General features: G+C 68.9%; 18 protein-coding genes and 1 pseudogene. 12 read left to right on the forward strand and 7 right to left on the reverse strand.

All coding sequences use genetic code 11. The features are described from left to right. Window positions 1-80: 80 nt before the first annotated feature. Window positions 81-553: pseudogene (locus tag B1H19_RS40680) on the forward strand (LbetaH domain-containing protein); the annotation flags it as partial. 420 nt (window positions 554-973) lie between these two features. Here B1H19_RS40680 and B1H19_RS00375 read toward each other — a convergent pair. Then, on the reverse strand, window positions 974-1,357 hold the full coding sequence (locus tag B1H19_RS00375) for a hypothetical protein (RefSeq protein WP_159027899.1): 384 nt from the start codon (window positions 1,355-1,357) through the stop codon (window positions 974-976). On the opposite strand from B1H19_RS00375, the gene B1H19_RS00380 reads away from it, so the two are divergent. The 3 genes from B1H19_RS00380 (at window position 1,350) to B1H19_RS00390 (ending at window position 3,597) form a co-directional block, all read left to right on the forward strand. Beyond that, entirely contained in the window at window positions 1,350-1,958 is a 609-nt protein-coding gene (locus tag B1H19_RS00380; RefSeq protein ID WP_083102286.1) for a polysaccharide deacetylase family protein, read from the forward strand. The two genes, B1H19_RS00375 and B1H19_RS00380, sit on opposite strands and share 8 nt — an antisense overlap. A 396-nt stretch (window positions 1,959-2,354) precedes the next feature. Continuing rightward, complete coding sequence (locus B1H19_RS00385) at window positions 2,355-2,993, forward strand: ClpP family protease (protein WP_083102287.1); 639 nt, start codon at window positions 2,355-2,357, stop codon at window positions 2,991-2,993. A 1-nt stretch (window position 2,994) separates the two neighbouring features. Continuing rightward, complete coding sequence (locus tag B1H19_RS00390; protein ID WP_030064138.1) at window positions 2,995-3,597, forward strand: ClpP family protease; 603 nt, start codon at window positions 2,995-2,997, stop codon at window positions 3,595-3,597. Between the two features lie 131 nt (window positions 3,598-3,728). On the opposite strand, the gene B1H19_RS00395 is transcribed toward B1H19_RS00390, so the two are convergent. The 3 genes from B1H19_RS00395 to B1H19_RS00405 all read right to left on the reverse strand — a co-directional run bounded on the left by B1H19_RS00395 (window position 3,729) and on the right by B1H19_RS00405 (window position 4,827). Beyond that, window positions 3,729-4,160 carry a helix-turn-helix domain-containing protein gene (locus tag B1H19_RS00395; protein ID WP_083102288.1) on the reverse strand — a complete coding sequence of 144 codons (432 nt, stop codon included), beginning with the start codon at window positions 4,158-4,160 and terminating at the stop codon, window positions 3,729-3,731. A gap of 9 nt (window positions 4,161-4,169) precedes the next feature. After that, on the reverse strand, window positions 4,170-4,343 hold the full coding sequence (locus B1H19_RS38410) for a hypothetical protein (RefSeq protein ID WP_159027900.1): 174 nt from the start codon (window positions 4,341-4,343) through the stop codon (window positions 4,170-4,172). A 217-nt stretch (window positions 4,344-4,560) separates the two neighbouring features. Next, entirely contained in the window at window positions 4,561-4,827 is a 267-nt protein-coding gene (locus tag B1H19_RS00405) for a hypothetical protein (RefSeq protein ID WP_083102289.1), read from the reverse strand. 139 nt (window positions 4,828-4,966) lie between these two features. On the opposite strand from B1H19_RS00405, the gene B1H19_RS00410 reads away from it, so the two are divergent. The 6 genes from B1H19_RS00410 to B1H19_RS00435 all read left to right on the forward strand — a co-directional run bounded on the left by B1H19_RS00410 (window position 4,967) and on the right by B1H19_RS00435 (window position 8,932). Beyond that, on the forward strand, window positions 4,967-5,674 hold the full coding sequence (locus B1H19_RS00410) for an AAA family ATPase (RefSeq protein ID WP_083102290.1): 708 nt from the start codon (window positions 4,967-4,969) through the stop codon (window positions 5,672-5,674). Window positions 5,675-6,113: 439 nt separating this feature from the next. After that, a complete protein-coding gene (locus tag B1H19_RS00415) occupies window positions 6,114-6,503 on the forward strand; it encodes a VOC family protein (protein ID WP_237288953.1) in 390 nt (129 codons plus the stop codon). Between the two features lie 333 nt (window positions 6,504-6,836). Then, window positions 6,837-7,298 carry a MarR family winged helix-turn-helix transcriptional regulator gene (locus tag B1H19_RS00420; protein ID WP_083102292.1) on the forward strand — a complete coding sequence of 154 codons (462 nt, stop codon included), beginning with the start codon at window positions 6,837-6,839 and terminating at the stop codon, window positions 7,296-7,298. A gap of 52 nt (window positions 7,299-7,350) precedes the next feature. Then, window positions 7,351-7,689, forward strand: coding sequence for an NAD(P)-binding protein (locus tag B1H19_RS00425; RefSeq protein WP_083102293.1), 339 nt, complete (start codon window positions 7,351-7,353; stop codon window positions 7,687-7,689). Beyond that, the gene (locus B1H19_RS00430) at window positions 7,686-8,264 is read left to right on the forward strand and encodes an FAD-dependent oxidoreductase (RefSeq protein WP_083102294.1); all 579 of its coding nucleotides are present in this window, start codon (window positions 7,686-7,688) and stop codon (window positions 8,262-8,264) included. The genes B1H19_RS00425 and B1H19_RS00430 overlap by 4 nt, the downstream gene beginning before the upstream one ends. Continuing rightward, the gene (locus B1H19_RS00435) at window positions 8,264-8,932 is read left to right on the forward strand and encodes a VC0807 family protein (RefSeq protein ID WP_083102295.1); all 669 of its coding nucleotides are present in this window, start codon (window positions 8,264-8,266) and stop codon (window positions 8,930-8,932) included. Before B1H19_RS00430 ends, B1H19_RS00435 begins: the two co-directional genes overlap by 1 nt. A gap of 120 nt (window positions 8,933-9,052) precedes the next feature. Here B1H19_RS00435 and add read toward each other — a convergent pair whose 3' ends face one another. Both add and B1H19_RS00445 read right to left on the reverse strand, forming a co-directional pair. Further along, window positions 9,053-10,045 carry an adenosine deaminase gene (gene add, locus B1H19_RS00440; RefSeq protein WP_237288955.1) on the reverse strand — a complete coding sequence of 331 codons (993 nt, stop codon included), beginning with the start codon at window positions 10,043-10,045 and terminating at the stop codon, window positions 9,053-9,055. A 536-nt stretch (window positions 10,046-10,581) separates the two neighbouring features. Then, entirely contained in the window at window positions 10,582-11,661 is a 1,080-nt protein-coding gene (locus tag B1H19_RS00445) for an alpha/beta fold hydrolase (protein WP_083102297.1), read from the reverse strand. Window positions 11,662-11,737: 76 nt separating this feature from the next. Here B1H19_RS00445 and B1H19_RS00450 point away from each other — a divergent pair, with 76 nt between their 5' ends. Together B1H19_RS00450 and B1H19_RS00455 are read left to right on the forward strand one after the other, a co-directional pair. After that, complete coding sequence (locus tag B1H19_RS00450; protein WP_237288958.1) at window positions 11,738-12,490, forward strand: TetR/AcrR family transcriptional regulator; 753 nt, start codon at window positions 11,738-11,740, stop codon at window positions 12,488-12,490. A 47-nt stretch (window positions 12,491-12,537) separates the two neighbouring features. Continuing rightward, entirely contained in the window at window positions 12,538-13,245 is a 708-nt protein-coding gene (locus tag B1H19_RS00455; protein WP_159027901.1) for a hypothetical protein, read from the forward strand. Window positions 13,246-13,381: 136 nt separating this feature from the next. Here B1H19_RS00455 and B1H19_RS00460 read toward each other — a convergent pair whose 3' ends face one another. Then, window positions 13,382-14,080, reverse strand: a complete 699-nt coding sequence (locus B1H19_RS00460) for a DUF4232 domain-containing protein (RefSeq protein WP_083102299.1) — start codon at window positions 14,078-14,080, stop codon at window positions 13,382-13,384. Between the last annotated feature and the right edge of the window lie 265 nt (window positions 14,081-14,345).

Genomic DNA, 14,345 nt, shown 5'->3' on the forward strand with positions numbered 1-14,345 from the left:
ACCGGGGCGGGGGCCAGCCCGGTACCGCAGCAAAGACCCACCGGGCCACCGCGGTCGTGATCGTACGACAGTCGATCACGGACGGCCCCTCGATGTTCCCCTTCCCCATGATGGGCGGCTCCTGGGCCGAACACCTCGACCTCATCACCGGCCTGGACAGGCGGGGCGACACCGTCGTCGGCCATGACGTCTGGTGCGGCTACCCGTCCACGGTGATGCCCGGCGTCCGCATCGGCCACGGAGCGATCCCATCACGTCCGGCTCCGTCGTCGTCGACGTCGCCGACTACGGCATCGTCGGCGGCGACCCCGCCCGCCTCATCCGTCGCCGCTACAGCGACGCCGTCCGTGCAGCTGTCGCCGTCGGCGAACGCGCCTCCCGCGCCGAACTCCTGGCCGCTCTCGTCACTGCCGTAGACACCGAGCCCGAACGGATAGCCGCTCTGCTGCACCACTACCGTCGCTTGCCAGCCGACGCACTCACGGGCGACCAAATCAGAGACGACCTGCCCGCCGTACGTGCACCAGGCCCACGCCGCGTCGCCCCGACATAACGAACCGCAGCCCTACCAGGTCACACGACGAGCCCCAGCCCCAAGCCGCCAGCCATATCCCGGCCCCAAGAGCGGGCGGCTCGTCCAAGCACCGCCGCGCCGCGCCGGAGAAAGTCGTGGAAACCGCCCGGCGCGAGCCGGCAGACCGGCGGTCGGCGGGCGGACCGGCCGCTCACCGTGGCGGCCAGGTCCGAGCGGGACGCAGATCACACCCCGAGCCCCTGGGTTGCGACTGTGGATTCCCCTACAGTTATCCCACATAGCACACAAAACGGACTATTTGCGTCCGGCCCGTCACACGGAGTGGTCGAACCAGGAGCAAGCGCATCGGCCGCCGCATCCATCACCGCGGCCTGAGCCCACGATGACCACCGCGCAGCCCGCTCCCCCACCCCTGCCGTGTGTGGACACCACCACCTATCACCGCTGAACTGGCATGCCCGCCGGGGTGCCGTTGGAGGGACCTGCTGTGGCATTGACCAGTGCGAAGAAAACGGCAGCCGCCGTTGCGGTGGCGCTCACCGGAGCCACCCTGGCGACGTTCGGAGCGCATGCGGCGCAGACGTCGTCGGCAGCCGGGCCGTCATCCGTCTCAGCTCCCCGGTCCAGCGTCGCCACCGGCTCGGCCTCCCCGTCCCCGACCACGTCGCACAGCGCGTCGTCCTCGGCATCGAGCGCCGCGCCGTCATCCTCGTCGCCCGCCGCCCCCTCCTCCTCAGCCGCTCCCTCCTCCTCAGCCGCCGCCGCGCCGAGCGGCCCGGGCAGCGCTTCCACCGGCTCGTCGCGCGGATTCACGGTGAACAACGCGCTGCTCCAGTTCGGCACCCAGGACGGCGGCAGATCGGTCGCGCTGACCTTCGATGACGGCCCGGACCCGCGCTGGACGCCGAAGGTACTGGCGCTACTTGCCCAACACCATGCCAAGGCCACGTTCTGCGAGATAGGCCCGAACGCACAGCGCTACCCCTACCTCACGAAGTCGATAGTCGCCGCCGGTGACCGGCTGTGCGACCACTCCGTGCACCACAACGAGCGACAGAGCCGCATGCCCCTGGACTACAACATCCACGAGATAGCCGACGCCCAGCGGGAGATTTCCGACGCAGCCGGCCCCTCGGCCAAACTCTGGTACTACCGCGCACCCGGCGGCGACTTCAAACCCGCCATCCGAAACATCGCCGCTCAGCACGGACTTCGACCGATCGGCTGGAGCGACGACTCCGACGACTGGAAGCGACGGGGCGTCCCGGGCATCCTGCAGAACATCAACCGGAACCTGCACCCGGGCTCGATCATCCTGATGCACGACGGCGGTGGCGACCGCTCGCAGACCGTCGCAGCGCTCGCCAAGCTGCTGGATCAGCTGGACGCCCAGGGCTACACCTACAGCTTCCCGGCCCGCTGAGTGCGGGCGATCTGCCGGGCGAGGACCTGGCGGCCGACATGGTCTGGCCAGGATCTCGTCGGTCGCTTCTCTCCGTCGATCCAGACCGCAGGCGCGCCGACCGCGCTCGCCATGTCCGGCTGAACTGCAGGTGCCACTGCGTCACATGGCGGAGCAGACGGAGAACATGGTGCGCCGGACGGAGTGAGAACGGAGCGGGCGTTTCCGGGCCTTGGAGGAGCCGGGCCAGCTGATGGAGACGTACGAGCCTTCTTCCGGCAGCTGCGCGAGAAAGGCCGAGCCGTCAGCTCTGCCCGTGGCGAATCTGCGGTGGGCAGAGAAACCGCCTCCGGGGGTCTTCCGAGGTCAACAGTGGAGTCGATGGCATTTCTGCCTCGGCAAAGCAATGGAGACCAGATGACTTCACTCACCACCCTCCCGCCCCGTGCGGAAGAGGGCGACACACCGCCCAGCCGCTTCGACGACCATCTCGCGGCACAGTTGCTCGCCCAGCGGATCGTCGTCCTCGGCACGCAGGTCGACGACGTGTCGGCCAACCGGGTGTGCGCGCAACTGCTGCTGCTGTCGGCGGAGGACCCGCGCACCGACATCAGCCTGTACATCAACAGCCCTGGCGGGTCGGTCACCGCAGGTCTCGCCATCTACGACACCATGCGGCTCATCCCGAACGACGTCTCGACGCTGGCGATGGGGTTCGCCGCCAGTATGGGCCAGTTCCTCCTCACCGTGGGGGCGCCCGGCAAGCGGTTGGCGCTGCCGAACGCGCGGATCATGATGCACCAGCCCTCGGCGGGTATCGGTGGCACCGCGGCGGACATCGAGATCCAGGCGGAGAACCTGGAGTTCACCAAGAAGGCCGTCGAGCGGATCACCGCCGAGCACACCGGGCAGAGCCAGGAGACGATCGCGCGGGACGGCGACCGGGACCGCTGGTTCACGGCCGAGCAGGCCAGGGAGTACGGGATCGTGGACCGGGTGGTGGAGTCGCTCGCCGACATCCGCCCGGCCGGGTCACGCCGACGGATGGGGTTGTGACATGGGGTCGTACACGGTTCCCTACGTCATCGAGCGGACCGCGCAGGGTGAGCGGTCCTACGACGTCTTCAGCCGGCTGCTGAACGAGCGGATCGTCTTCCTCGGCACCGAGATCGACGACGGGGTCGCCAACGTGGTCATCGCGCAACTCCTGCATCTGGAGTCGGCGAACCCGGAACGCGAGATCTCGATCTATCTCAACTCCCCCGGAGGATCGTTCACTTCGCTGATGGCGATCTACGACACGATGACGTTCGTGCAGGCGCCGATCTCCACGTTCTGCGTCGGTCAGGCGGCGTCGACGGCGGCGGTGCTGCTGGCCGGCGGAGATCCCGGGCGACGGTTCGTGCTCCAGCACGCGCGGGTACTGCTCGGCCAGCCGGCCAGCGGCGGCCGGCAGGGGACGGTCTCCGACCTCAGTCTCGCGGCCAAGGAGATGGCCCGCATCCGCTCGCAGGTGGAGGAGGTCCTGTCCCGGCACACGCAGCACGACGTGGCGACGCTGCGCGCGGACATGGACCGGGACAAGGTGCTCACCGCCGAGGAGGCCGTCGCCTACGGGCTCGCCGACGAGGTGCTGAGCCGACGGCTCGCGTTCGTCTGACCCGCTCTGACCCGGTCTGGCCCCGCGCGGCCGTGGCCCAAGGTCCGGCGAGCCGGCCGGTACGGCGGTGGTGCGCCTCCGTCGTACCGGCCGGTTCCGTCGTACCGGCTTTGTGCCGGCTGTCGGTCCGGTCAGGCGGCGAGGCAGAGGCCGTCGTACTGCGCCGTGGGCGATGTGCGGCTCCTGCCCACCCGGCTCCGGGCGTGCCGGGCCAGCCCGTCCTGGGCGAGCGAGAGCAGGTCGGCGAGGCCGAGCCCGAGGGCCTGGGCGGCGGCCGCGAGCACCTCGGAGGAGGCCTCCTTGCGTCCGCGCTCCAGCTCCGACAGGTACGGCATCGAGATCCGGGCCGACTCCGCGACGTCCTTCAGCGTGCGCTCCTGGGCGAGCCGCTCGCGCCGCAGCACATCGCCGACGAGGTCGCGCCACAGGGGTTCCCTGGGCGCGGGTGTCTGTGGGGCTGCCGCCGGTCGCTGCGGGGCTCGGGTCGCCCCACCGGAACCGGGCGGCGAGGTCTGCGGGCGCAGAGGGATGACGCGGGCTTCGTTCGGCGCATGAGTGCTCACCCCTTCAGCCTAGGGATCCGGGGCGCCGAAGGAAGGGAACGGCGTTCCGCCCTGGGTGAAGTCGTGCGGGTTGCTGCTCATCCTCTGCGCAGAGAAGATCGCCACCATCAGCCAACTCACCGTCGACGACGTCCACATCAACGACGACTCCGTCTCCATCACGTTCGGCACCTCGCCGATCATTCTCCCCACACCGCTGGCCGGCAGCCTGGTCCGTGAGCTCATCGCGACCCGCCGTAGCAAAGCCAATCCATTGTCTTCCCGAATGGTGCCGGTGACTGGGTTACGGTCCTGCCTCGCTGGTGTCGCGCCAGGCAGCGTTTGCCTGTTGACGACCTCTCATAGACGCTCGTGTCGGGCGTTCTGGCCGTGATCGGTGCCGGGAGCTGGTGCGGCCGCGTCACATAGCCCGGCGTTTCCTCAGCTCGGCGAGCCACGCCCGTACCTGCTCGTCGTCGTGCAGGTAGCCGCCGCTCTCGGCCGCGGGAAGGTCGATTCCGTGGAGAAGGCTCAGCGCCCACCAGGAAGTGTCGTCCCAGTCATGCCCGTCGTCGGCCATCCATCGCGCGGCCCAGCGGTCGACCTCGTCCCGGGTCAGCCGGCCCTCAGCAAGCGCAACGAAGCGCTCTTCGACCTCATCAAGACTCGGCTGGCGGCGGGCGTCCATGTCGTAACCGTACCTGCAGGCAGCTGCCGCCCGCTCCGTCGTCTGCTGGTTCCGCGACGGATGGCGATCGCAAGGCATTGCACTGCTCCGGCTCTCCGTCGTTATGTCTTGTTGACCTGCTCTATGGGAGACTCGCCGCATGATCATCGAACGTATGTACGCACATGTGGCTTCACAGGAGGACGAGGAGTGGCCCTGGAACGTGCCCTGTGTGCGTGGGCTTCTGGCAGACGGACTGCGCTTCACCGCGCCGGTAACGTTTCTCGTTGGTGAGAACGGTTCCGGCAAATCGACCCTGATCGAGGCCCTCGCGGAGGGATTCGGTCTGGACTCCTGGGGCGGCTCGCACGACTGGCGCTATGCCAGTCACCGTCCCAAATCGGTGCTGGGCGAGAGAATGCGCTTCGACGCCGCGCCGCGAGGGCGGCGCATGCTGGGCAGCTGGTCCGCCCGCAAAGGGTTCTTCCTGCGCGCCGAGACAGCCCTGGACGCGCTGGACCGGGAAGGGTTCGCACCGGATTTCGTCAGCCATGGGGAGGGCTTCCTTGCCGCGTTCCGAGGAAAATTCCTCGAGCCGGGGCTGTATGTGATGGACGAGCCGGAGGCAGCGCTTTCCTTCGCCTCCTGCCTGGAACTGCTCGGCCATATCGACCAGCTGACGAAGGCCGGGGGTCAGGTAATCTGCGCCACCCACTCTCCGCTGCTGACCGCGCTGCCGGGTGCAGACATCATCGAGGTCGGCGAGCACGGCATGCGCCGGGTGGCCTGGGACGAACTCACCCTGGTTGACCACTGGCGCCGCTATCTCGCCGACCCGCAGTCCTACCTGCGGCACATCCTCGATTGAGGTCCTGTCATACGGATCCCGGTCTCTATGGCGTACGGCGGGATCAGATGATCCAGAATGCAGCGGTGCGACCAACCCGACCCCGACTCGATGACCGGTGTAGGTGTACGGGCCAATGCCTCCATGTCCCCGGTACAGCCCGCCCGAGCAACTTCTCTTGCCACCGCCCGCGAAAGCACCGCAGCCGGCGAAGCATCCGCTTCCACTGCCGGTCGGTTCGGCTGAGTCCCCAGGCCAGCAGCCCATCGGGGCGGCTGGCCGTCGAAGCCAGGTAGCGGCAGGGGTCAGCTGGCCCTTCGCCGGCACCTCTGCTCATGCGCGGGTGCTCGCACCGTCCGACGACTCGATCCTGCACCGTCGACGCCTAAAGGCAGGACCATCGGATGGGCGGTTTACGCACCGTGGCGCGCGGGAGGATCGCCGTGACGCTCTGCACCGGGTGGAGCGCTTCTCCGAGAAAGGACTTGGGCAGGTGATCAACGGTGCGCACACGATCATCTATGCGAGCGACGCCGAGGCGGCACGCGCCTTCTTCCGCGATGTGCTTGGGCTCCCGCACGTCGATGCCGGAGACGGCTGGCTCCTCTTCAAGAGCCCGCCGGGTGAGCTGGCTGTACACCCGACCGACCCGCACGCCGCCGGTGTCATCGAACTGTTCCTGATGTGCGACGACCTCGCCGCCACGGTCGCGGATTTGAAGGCCAAGGGCGTCGAGTTCACCACGGACATCACCGAACAGCGCTGGGGCTCGGTCACCACCATTGCCGTGCCGGGAGCGGGCACCATCGGGCTGTATCAGCCAAAGCACGACACCGCGTACGAACTCTGACCCACCTCCGCCACCCAGCAGCGGGGCGTCAGTTTGCCTACGCCGCCGGCCCTGCCTGCGTAGTCCATCAGAGCAGGAGGATGTCCTGATCACCGCTCAGATCCCTGATCATTGAACGTGCGTTGAACCGAAGACAGCACAGCCAACACCAGGCCGACCGACCTGTCGCCGGTCATGCGGCCCTCCCCTGCCGGCCGGGTCGAGGATGGCCGAAGGCGGACATCACCAGAGGGCGAGTGTCGTGTTCGGCCAGTAGCCGGTGTGAGGGTGGCCCAGGCCGTCCCGCCACGCCAACTAGTTGATTAAATTAATCAACTAGATTACGTTGATGGCATGCGACCAAGCAGAGATGACGTGGCGCAGCTGGCATTCACGGTGAACACGGTGGCCGCCAGTCTGGAACGCGCCCGACGCAGGATTCCGGAGGCGGCCTCCCTCACCGTCCTCCAAGTGCTCGGCTGGGCGGAGCGGGAGGTCCCGGACAAGGCGGTGCATCCGTCGGACATTGCCTCCGCCCTGGACGTGCACCGATCGGCCGTCACCCACCAACTGCGGACGCTTCAGCAGGCCGGCCATGTGACACTGACGACCGACCCGGCGGACCGCCGCTCCAGCATCGTCACGCTCACCGACTCCGGACGCCGCGAACTCGACCGGCTGAACGAGCAGGGCCTCGACCGTTTCACGGCTTTTCTCGCCGACTGGGACGCCGCGGACGTACGAACCCTGACTGAGTTGCTGACCAGGTTCGAGGAATCCCGGGAAAAGATGGGCCACCCCCACCTGGACCGGTGAGCACTCGGCGGAACAGCGGAACACACGACCCAAGAACAACCGTCAAAAGCGCATGACCATGGGGGGCAGCGTGACATTACGGGTACTGATCGCCGGCGCGGGCGTGGGCGGCCTCGCCCTCGCCCAGGCGCTGCGCCAAGTCGGCGCGGCCGTAACGGTCTTCGAGCGGACACCGTCGCTGCGGGCGGACCGGCGGGGATACCGGATCAACATCAACCGCGTGGGCGGCGACGCCCTCGCCGCCTGCCTGCCGCCCGAACTGTTCCGGCTGTACCTGGCCACCTCCAACGACGAGGCGCGGGCCCGGGTCGGCGTGTTCGACCACCGCATGCACTGCTCCCGGCACTGCGGGACCAGCTGCCGGCGCCGCTCTTCGACCGGGTCGCGGTGACGGTCGCCCGGAGCGGCCACATCGGGATCCTGGGGGCCTACCGCCCCCGCCGACCGCACCTGGAAGCCGCCGCCGCGGTGACGCCGGCAGTGTCGCTGGACCCGGAATCCGACTACCTGATGTGGGTGCTCAGCGAGCAATCGTTCGGCAGCGACGAGCCGTGGCGCACCGCGTCCTCGGCCGAGCTGCATCGGTACGCGGTCGCCGCGACCGCCGAGTGGCACCCCGCAGTACACCAGGCGGTGCGAGAGGCCGATCCCGAGGACTGCTTCGTCCAGAAGGTACACGTCGCCGGCCGGCCGCCCACCTGGCAGACCGGCCGGGTCACCCTGCTCGGCGACGCGATCCATCCGATGTCGCCGGCCGGCGGCACCGGCGCCAACACCGCGCTGCGCGACGCGGCCGTGCTCGCGGACAAACTCGCCGCCGTCCGCCATCCCGCCCCTCTGGTACCGGCTGTGGCCGCGTACGAAACCGAAATGCGCCAGTACGGCTTCGCCGCCGTGGCGGAGTCGCTGCGCTACGGCGAGCGGTTCGCCGAAACGATCCGCCATGCCGAGAAGGAGAACCACTGATGCTCAGGACTCTGCGGGCCCTACTGCCCACCCTGCTCGACCTGATCGTTCCGACCATCGTCTACTACCTGCTGCACTGGCTCGGCGTCGCCGATGCCCCCGCACTGATCGCCGCCTGCGCTGCCACCGCCGGATACGCCGTTCCCCGCATGATCCGCAGACGGCGTGTGGACGCGCTCGGCCTCCTCGTCATCGCCGAACTGGCCGCGACGACCGCATTGCTGACCGCCACCGGCGACGCCCGGCTGGCACTGCTGCGCCCCACCGTCTACCTCACCGTCGCCGCCGCTGTCTTTCTGCTCTCCTGCTGGTGCGGCCGCCCGCTCACCTACACCGGAGCCACGCCGATGGCCACCAAGGGAGACCCGGAGCGGGCCGCGGCGTACGAACGCAGCTGGCACAACTCCCCCCAGATGCGGTCCACCCACCGTCGGCTCAGCGCCACGATCGCCGCGGCGATGTTCGGCTACGCCGTACTGAACGTCGTGATCGTCCATGCGTTCCCGGTGAGCCAGGCCGACGGGCTGCAGAAGGTGCCGGGGATCGCTCTGATCCTTGTGGTCATGGTGTTGCTCCGGTCCCGCGTACCGCGGCTGTCCCGGATCGTCGACGCCGAACAGCGGCGACCCACCGACACACCCCAGCCGACCCCGGCCGCAGGCGCCTAGCGGCACGCGCTCGGCGTAGCGGACCTTGCTTCGCGGGATACTGCCAAGGGTCCGCAGCGCGTGGACGTGCCTTCGAAGAAGGCTTCCTGGCCGCCGAAGGCGAACACCGTTCTCTGCACTTCATACGGAAGCGGGAGGGGACGCCGCGCAGTCGCTACTCGCAGGCCGATCCTGCAGCCAGCGATCGATCTCGTCACTGATCTGTGCCTTCAGCAATGCAGGAGCGAAGCTGGCGTCGACCGTGGAGCGGGCCAGACTCGCCAGCTCGGTGTCGCCGTACCCAAAGGTCTCCCGAACGCGCTGGTACTCAGCCAACAGCGGCGTCTCACCATCGGTGTTCAGGGTGACCGTCAAACCGGCCTCGATCAGGCGCGGCAAGGGGTGTTCCGTCAGCGACGGCACCAGCCCGAGCAGGACGTTGGAGGAGGGGCAGACCTCCAGCGGGACACGGCGTGCACGCAACTCGGAGACCAGATCGGGGTCTTCCAGCACGCAGATGCCGTGACCGATCCGCTCCGCATGCCCCACGGTCAATGCCTCCCACACGCTGGCCGGGCCGGCCGTCTCCCCTGCGTGGTGCACCAGGTGCAGGCCCGCCTCGCGAGCGACTTGGAACACCTCGCCAAAGGGTGCCGCCGGGTAGGCCTCGTCTCCCGCAACGCCGATGGCGACCACCTGCGCGTGGCGGGTGGCCAACTTGAGGCTGCGCCACAGCCGTTCGGTCGAGCGTCGGCGCGAATGGTCCAGGATCACCCGGGTCTGGATCCCGTACCGCTCCGCGCCGAGGGCCAGTCCCTCCAGCACCGCTTCCAGCGGCATCTCCGGATCCTCCAGGCGCTCGCCGTGAGCGGCCGCGGTGAAGGTGACCTCCGCGTAGCGGACCCCCTGTGCCGCCTCGTCCTCGCAGAACTCCTCAGCGATACGCCGGAAATGCCGATACTCACGCAGCAGGTCGCGAACCGCGGCCCGCTGGTCGGCGAACTCGCGGAAGTGGTGAAAGGGTCGATCCTGAGCAGGCGGCTCGCCTCCCAGCTCGCGAATGGTGTGGGGACGCACCGTACTTTCCAGGTGGGTATGCAGATGGGCCTTGGGCAACAGGCGAAGATCTCTCACCCGATGAGACTTTACGCAGGCCGGACCCACAGCACTGGCAATATTTTTTGGCGGTAGGCAGCGAACCTCGCCGCGCGGCTCAGTGCACTGGGGGTACGAGTGCGGATGCAACGGCGTCTGCGAGCCTTACCCCCGCCTCCCCGACCTGGCGTTTCCGACGTGTGCGGTGGCCGCGGCGAGGCCGTCGTCCGTGCGGTCGAGGTCCCCCACCTCAGCCGGGGAAGGTTTACCACTACCCCAGAGGGTTCCGCCCGCATGCTCGGCGGATTCCCCAACCTGAGGTCGCAGGGAGATTGCTCGGGTCAGGAGCGCGACAGCTGCAGCCGGCGGCCGAGGCAAGATCGCGATCACAGCGGCCCACCTCCGCCGACCGGCTCAGGATGCACCCGTTCGGTCCACGCCCATGGCCGATGAGCGCAGCCCGGCCGGCCTGCTCCGCACCGATGCGGTAGGCGCTCGGCCAGGAGTCCGTCTCGTGGAAGGAGCCGTCCGCGAGCAGCACGGCGGCCGACTCCTCCCCGAGCGAGCCGGGCGCGTCACCCGGTGATCGGTTCGCCGGTGACTACCGGGCGGACCTTGGTGAGCATCAGGTCGAGGAACTGGTCGGGGTGGCGGAATGACGCGAAGTGGCTGGCGTTCTGGATGAGTGCGAAGTCCTTGACCGGGGCGGTGACGTCGTCGAAGAGCTGCTTGGCCGGTCCGGGCGGGGTGAGGACGTCGCCGTCGCCTTGGAAGATGAAGAAGGGGAGTGGGAACGTGGTGCCTTCGGCCCACTCGTCGATGGCGACGGTTTCGCGCGCGAGCGACTCGGAGAAGGTCATGGCCTTCAGGTAGGCGCGCAGGCCACGCAGCGTGTGGAGCGGCGAGAACCACAGTGAGCGGATCACCACGGTCTTCATGGTGTCGTAGGACAGCGGGTCGGTGGTGAGGACGAGCTTGTTGTACTGCGACTGCTGCTCGACACTCCATGCCGCCTTGTCGGCGCCCATGGCGAGGACGGCGGTCAGCTCCTTCTCCTTGTTCGCCTGCCGGAGTCGTGCCACGAGTGCGTGGTAGGCCGAGCGTTCGCGCCCGCCGGCGATGACGTTCTGGTCGGTGCCGACATAGGCGGCGTACAGCTCGGGGTGGTTGCGGGCCAGGCGCAGACCGAGGACGGTGCCGAAGGAATTGGCAACCAGGAGGACCTTCGCCACGCCGAGCCGGGCGCGGATGTGCTCGGTGACCTCCAGGGAGTCGTGGTAGAGCCGGTCGAGACGCATCTCGCCCTGCTCTGCGGGGCCGGTGGCAGCGAAGGTGAAGCCGGCACCGCGCATGTCCCAGCGCACGATCGTGAAGTGCCGCTCCCAGTCGCGGGTGCGGGGGATGAAGATGAGGTTGGACGCCCCGGGGCCGCCGAGGATCTCCAGGATCACCGGGTTGTTGCGGTCCTCGCCGCGGATGGAGACCCACTGGTCGATGCCGCCGATGCGGACGAACCCGGACTCGTCGATGCCGTTCGGGGTGGTGATGCGCAGCCGCTTGGCGTTGGCGGTGCGCTTGAGCTGCCGGTAGCCCAGGAGTCCGGCGGCCGGAGCGGTGAGGACGGCGGCGGATGCGGTGGCTATGGCACCAAGCATGAGTGTTCCCCCTAAACTGTTTAGCACGTCAGCAGTTCTGTTTAAGGTATATACAGTTCCGAGGCGGTGTCAACCGGTGCTGCCGACCGCTGTCGAGTGGGAGGGCCGCATGGCCAAGGAGAAGGCGCGTGACCTGCGCGCGCGTATCGCGCTGCTGTGGGGAGAGCAGGACCGGCCGACCCGAGGGCCCAAGCCGAGCCTCACCCCCCACCGCATCGCCGAGGCGGCCGTGGCGCTCGCTGACGCCGAGGGTCTGGATGCCGTGTCCATGAGCAGGGTCGCCGCCGAGTTCGATGTCTCGGCGATGGCCCTGTACCGCTACGTGCCCGGCAAGGACGAACTGGTCGAGCTGATGGTCGAGTCGATCACCGCCCAGGCCCCTGACCTGTCGGCGGCGGGAGACGGCTGGCGGCCCCAGATCGCGGAGTGGGCCCGTCAGTCCGCGAAGATCTACCGGGCCCACCCCTGGCTACTGGCGGCCACCGCGATGCGCCGTCAGCTCATGGGCCCCAACCAGCTCGGCTGGCTGGACGCGGCACTCGCGGCCCTGGAACCGACCGGGCTGTCGGCGTCCCAGCAGCATCGGATCTTCGTGCTCGTCGCCGGCCTCGTGCGCACCCACGCAGAGCAGTCGGTCGACTTCGACGAGGAGCACAACCAGGAGTGGAACCGCCTCACCGGCGAACTGCTCGAGCGGCACGCCGCACGGTTCCCCGCCCTGACCAACGCCATTGCCGCAGGCGCCTTCGCACCCGACACCGTCGACCCCCTGGAGTTCGGCCTCGACCGCATCCTCGACGGCGTTCAGACCCTCATCGACCACGCCTAGCCGGGGCGGGCGAACGGAGCGGATCTTCGTACGCCAGAAATCGCGGCATGGCGATGGCACGGCACCGGTACTCCTCGGCTCCCGTTATGGAGGGTCTCCCGCTGCTGGGCGAGCCTGGATTCTGGGCAGCGCACCTGGCCGACCTGTGCGAGGGCGAGTCGCCGGAGGCCTTCGGCGTGGACGGCGCCGATGCCGGCGCCATGCTGGAGTGCCTGCACGACACATCGGCCTGGCCGATGTTCCAAGTCCCGATCGAGGGTGGGTTCTCGATCGTCGTGCACTACACCAGCGGCGAGGAGTACACGAGCACGGACCACTTCCCGGTCCACCCGGGCAGCCCCGATGTGGTCATGGCCAGCACGGACCAGGACCGCATCGGTCCGGGTCTGTGCTGGCCGGAGCTCGCCGCGATCCTCCAAGCTCCCGACGGAGCGGTGGGTGCGACCGATCCGCATGCTCGTCTGCTGCTGCTCCTGCCCGTGCTGGGCGACTCCGCAGCCCCTGCGGAGGCGGTGGGCGCTGTCGCCGAGGCGCTGATCTCCCAGGGCGCCCCCGACGCGTGCGAGCCGCTGGCGCGGCGCCTGCTCGGAGGCCACCCGATGTGGGGCGCCCAGCCGTGGACGTTCGACGTGGACGAGCGGAGCTGGATCTGCGACGGCGAGCACAGCCCGCGGCAGACCCCACTCGGCGACCACCTGCCCCCGTACTGGCGCGTCGAGCTGGAAGCCTGCCTCGGGGCGGAACCACACGCCTGAGCCCTCAGACGGCAACAGCGTTCAGTGGGGCCGGGACGCCGTCTGCTCATCGAACAGCCGACGGGCCTCCGCGCCGACGGAGTGCGGGACGCGCGTTCCGGCGCGCCGGGACGACGCGTCACTGGCCGACGGGCCGTCAGAAGTCGTACGGCTTCTTGGTGTTCCAGTTCAGCACGTCGGCCTCGTTCCAGCTGAACTGCGGCTTGTCGCCCTTGATGTCAACGGAATAGAAGGGTCCGTCGTGACCGTCCGCGCCGCGCAGCGCCAGGGCGAACGACTGCGCCGTGTGGTTCTTCGAGCCGTAGTCGAAGAGGTTCACCGCGCTGTATGCCTTGCCGCCGGGCTGGAGCGTGATGTGCTTGTCGCCGCCCGGGTTGTCCTTCTTCGCGTGCGGCAGTGCGGCGCCGTCGACGTCGCCGCCGAGCTTCACAGCCGGGTACGAGGTCACCCAGCATGGCTTGGTGCCCTCGTTCGACGCGGTGACCAGCAGATGGTCGCCCTGCTGCCCGGCGAACCGGTGCACAGCGGTGAGCAGCATCTCGTCGCCGCGGCACTGCCGAGTGCCGGCCGTCGTGCCCTGGCTCGTGACCTTGCCCTTCCCACCCGAGGCGGTCGTCGAGCGTGCGCCCTCCTTGGCGTCACCGGCGCTGAAGGCCCGCTCCGCGCCACCCTTGCCGTCCCCGTTGGACGCGGACCGGCTCTGCGCGGAACCGGCGGCGTTGTCGGCGCCCGCCGCCTTCGAGCCGCCGTCGGCGCCGCCGCAGGCGGTCAGGCCCAGCGCCAGCACGGCGGTGACGGCGGCCAGGGTGGCGGTACGAATCCGGGAAGTACGCATGATCGGGTTCCCCCTGCTTTTCGTGCGGGATTTTTCTCAGGTCGTTCCCGCGGTGTGGACACCACTCTTCCCGGAGCCACTGACGTTTCGGAAACGCCTCACTCACGTCCCGCAAACAGACCGCGCGAACGGGTGGGGCCGATCCGGGGGCGGCTGGAGTTCCTCACCGTGGATCGTGGCGCCGCAGGCGGCCCCTGAGCATGTGCTGCGTGCTGCGGCGCTTCCCAAGATGCTCCGCCCCGCAGCGCATCCGGCTCCGCCCCAC

Source organism: Streptomyces gilvosporeus (assembly GCF_002082195.1).
GTDB classification, from domain to species: domain Bacteria; phylum Actinomycetota; class Actinomycetes; order Streptomycetales; family Streptomycetaceae; genus Streptomyces; species Streptomyces gilvosporeus.

Coding starts and splice junctions, on each gene's coding strand:
- B1H19_RS00385 (WP_083102287.1), top strand. CDS start 2,355: ATGACTTCACTCACCACCCTCCCGCCCCGTGCGGAAGAGGGCGACACA.
- B1H19_RS00390 (WP_030064138.1), top strand. CDS start 2,995: ATGGGGTCGTACACGGTTCCCTACGTCATCGAGCGGACCGCGCAGGGT.
- B1H19_RS38410 (WP_159027900.1), bottom strand. CDS start 4,343: ATGATCGGCGAGGTGCCGAACGTGATGGAGACGGAGTCGTCGTTGATG.
- B1H19_RS00405 (WP_083102289.1), bottom strand. CDS start 4,827: ATGGACGCCCGCCGCCAGCCGAGTCTTGATGAGGTCGAAGAGCGCTTC.
- B1H19_RS00410 (WP_083102290.1), top strand. CDS start 4,967: ATGATCATCGAACGTATGTACGCACATGTGGCTTCACAGGAGGACGAG.
- B1H19_RS00420 (WP_083102292.1), top strand. CDS start 6,837: ATGCGACCAAGCAGAGATGACGTGGCGCAGCTGGCATTCACGGTGAAC.
- B1H19_RS00425 (WP_083102293.1), top strand. CDS start 7,351: ATGACCATGGGGGGCAGCGTGACATTACGGGTACTGATCGCCGGCGCG.
- B1H19_RS00435 (WP_083102295.1), top strand. CDS start 8,264: ATGCTCAGGACTCTGCGGGCCCTACTGCCCACCCTGCTCGACCTGATC.
- B1H19_RS00445 (WP_083102297.1), bottom strand. CDS start 11,661: ATGCTTGGTGCCATAGCCACCGCATCCGCCGCCGTCCTCACCGCTCCG.
- B1H19_RS00455 (WP_159027901.1), top strand. CDS start 12,538: ATGGCGATGGCACGGCACCGGTACTCCTCGGCTCCCGTTATGGAGGGT.
- B1H19_RS00460 (WP_083102299.1), bottom strand. CDS start 14,080: ATGCGTACTTCCCGGATTCGTACCGCCACCCTGGCCGCCGTCACCGCC.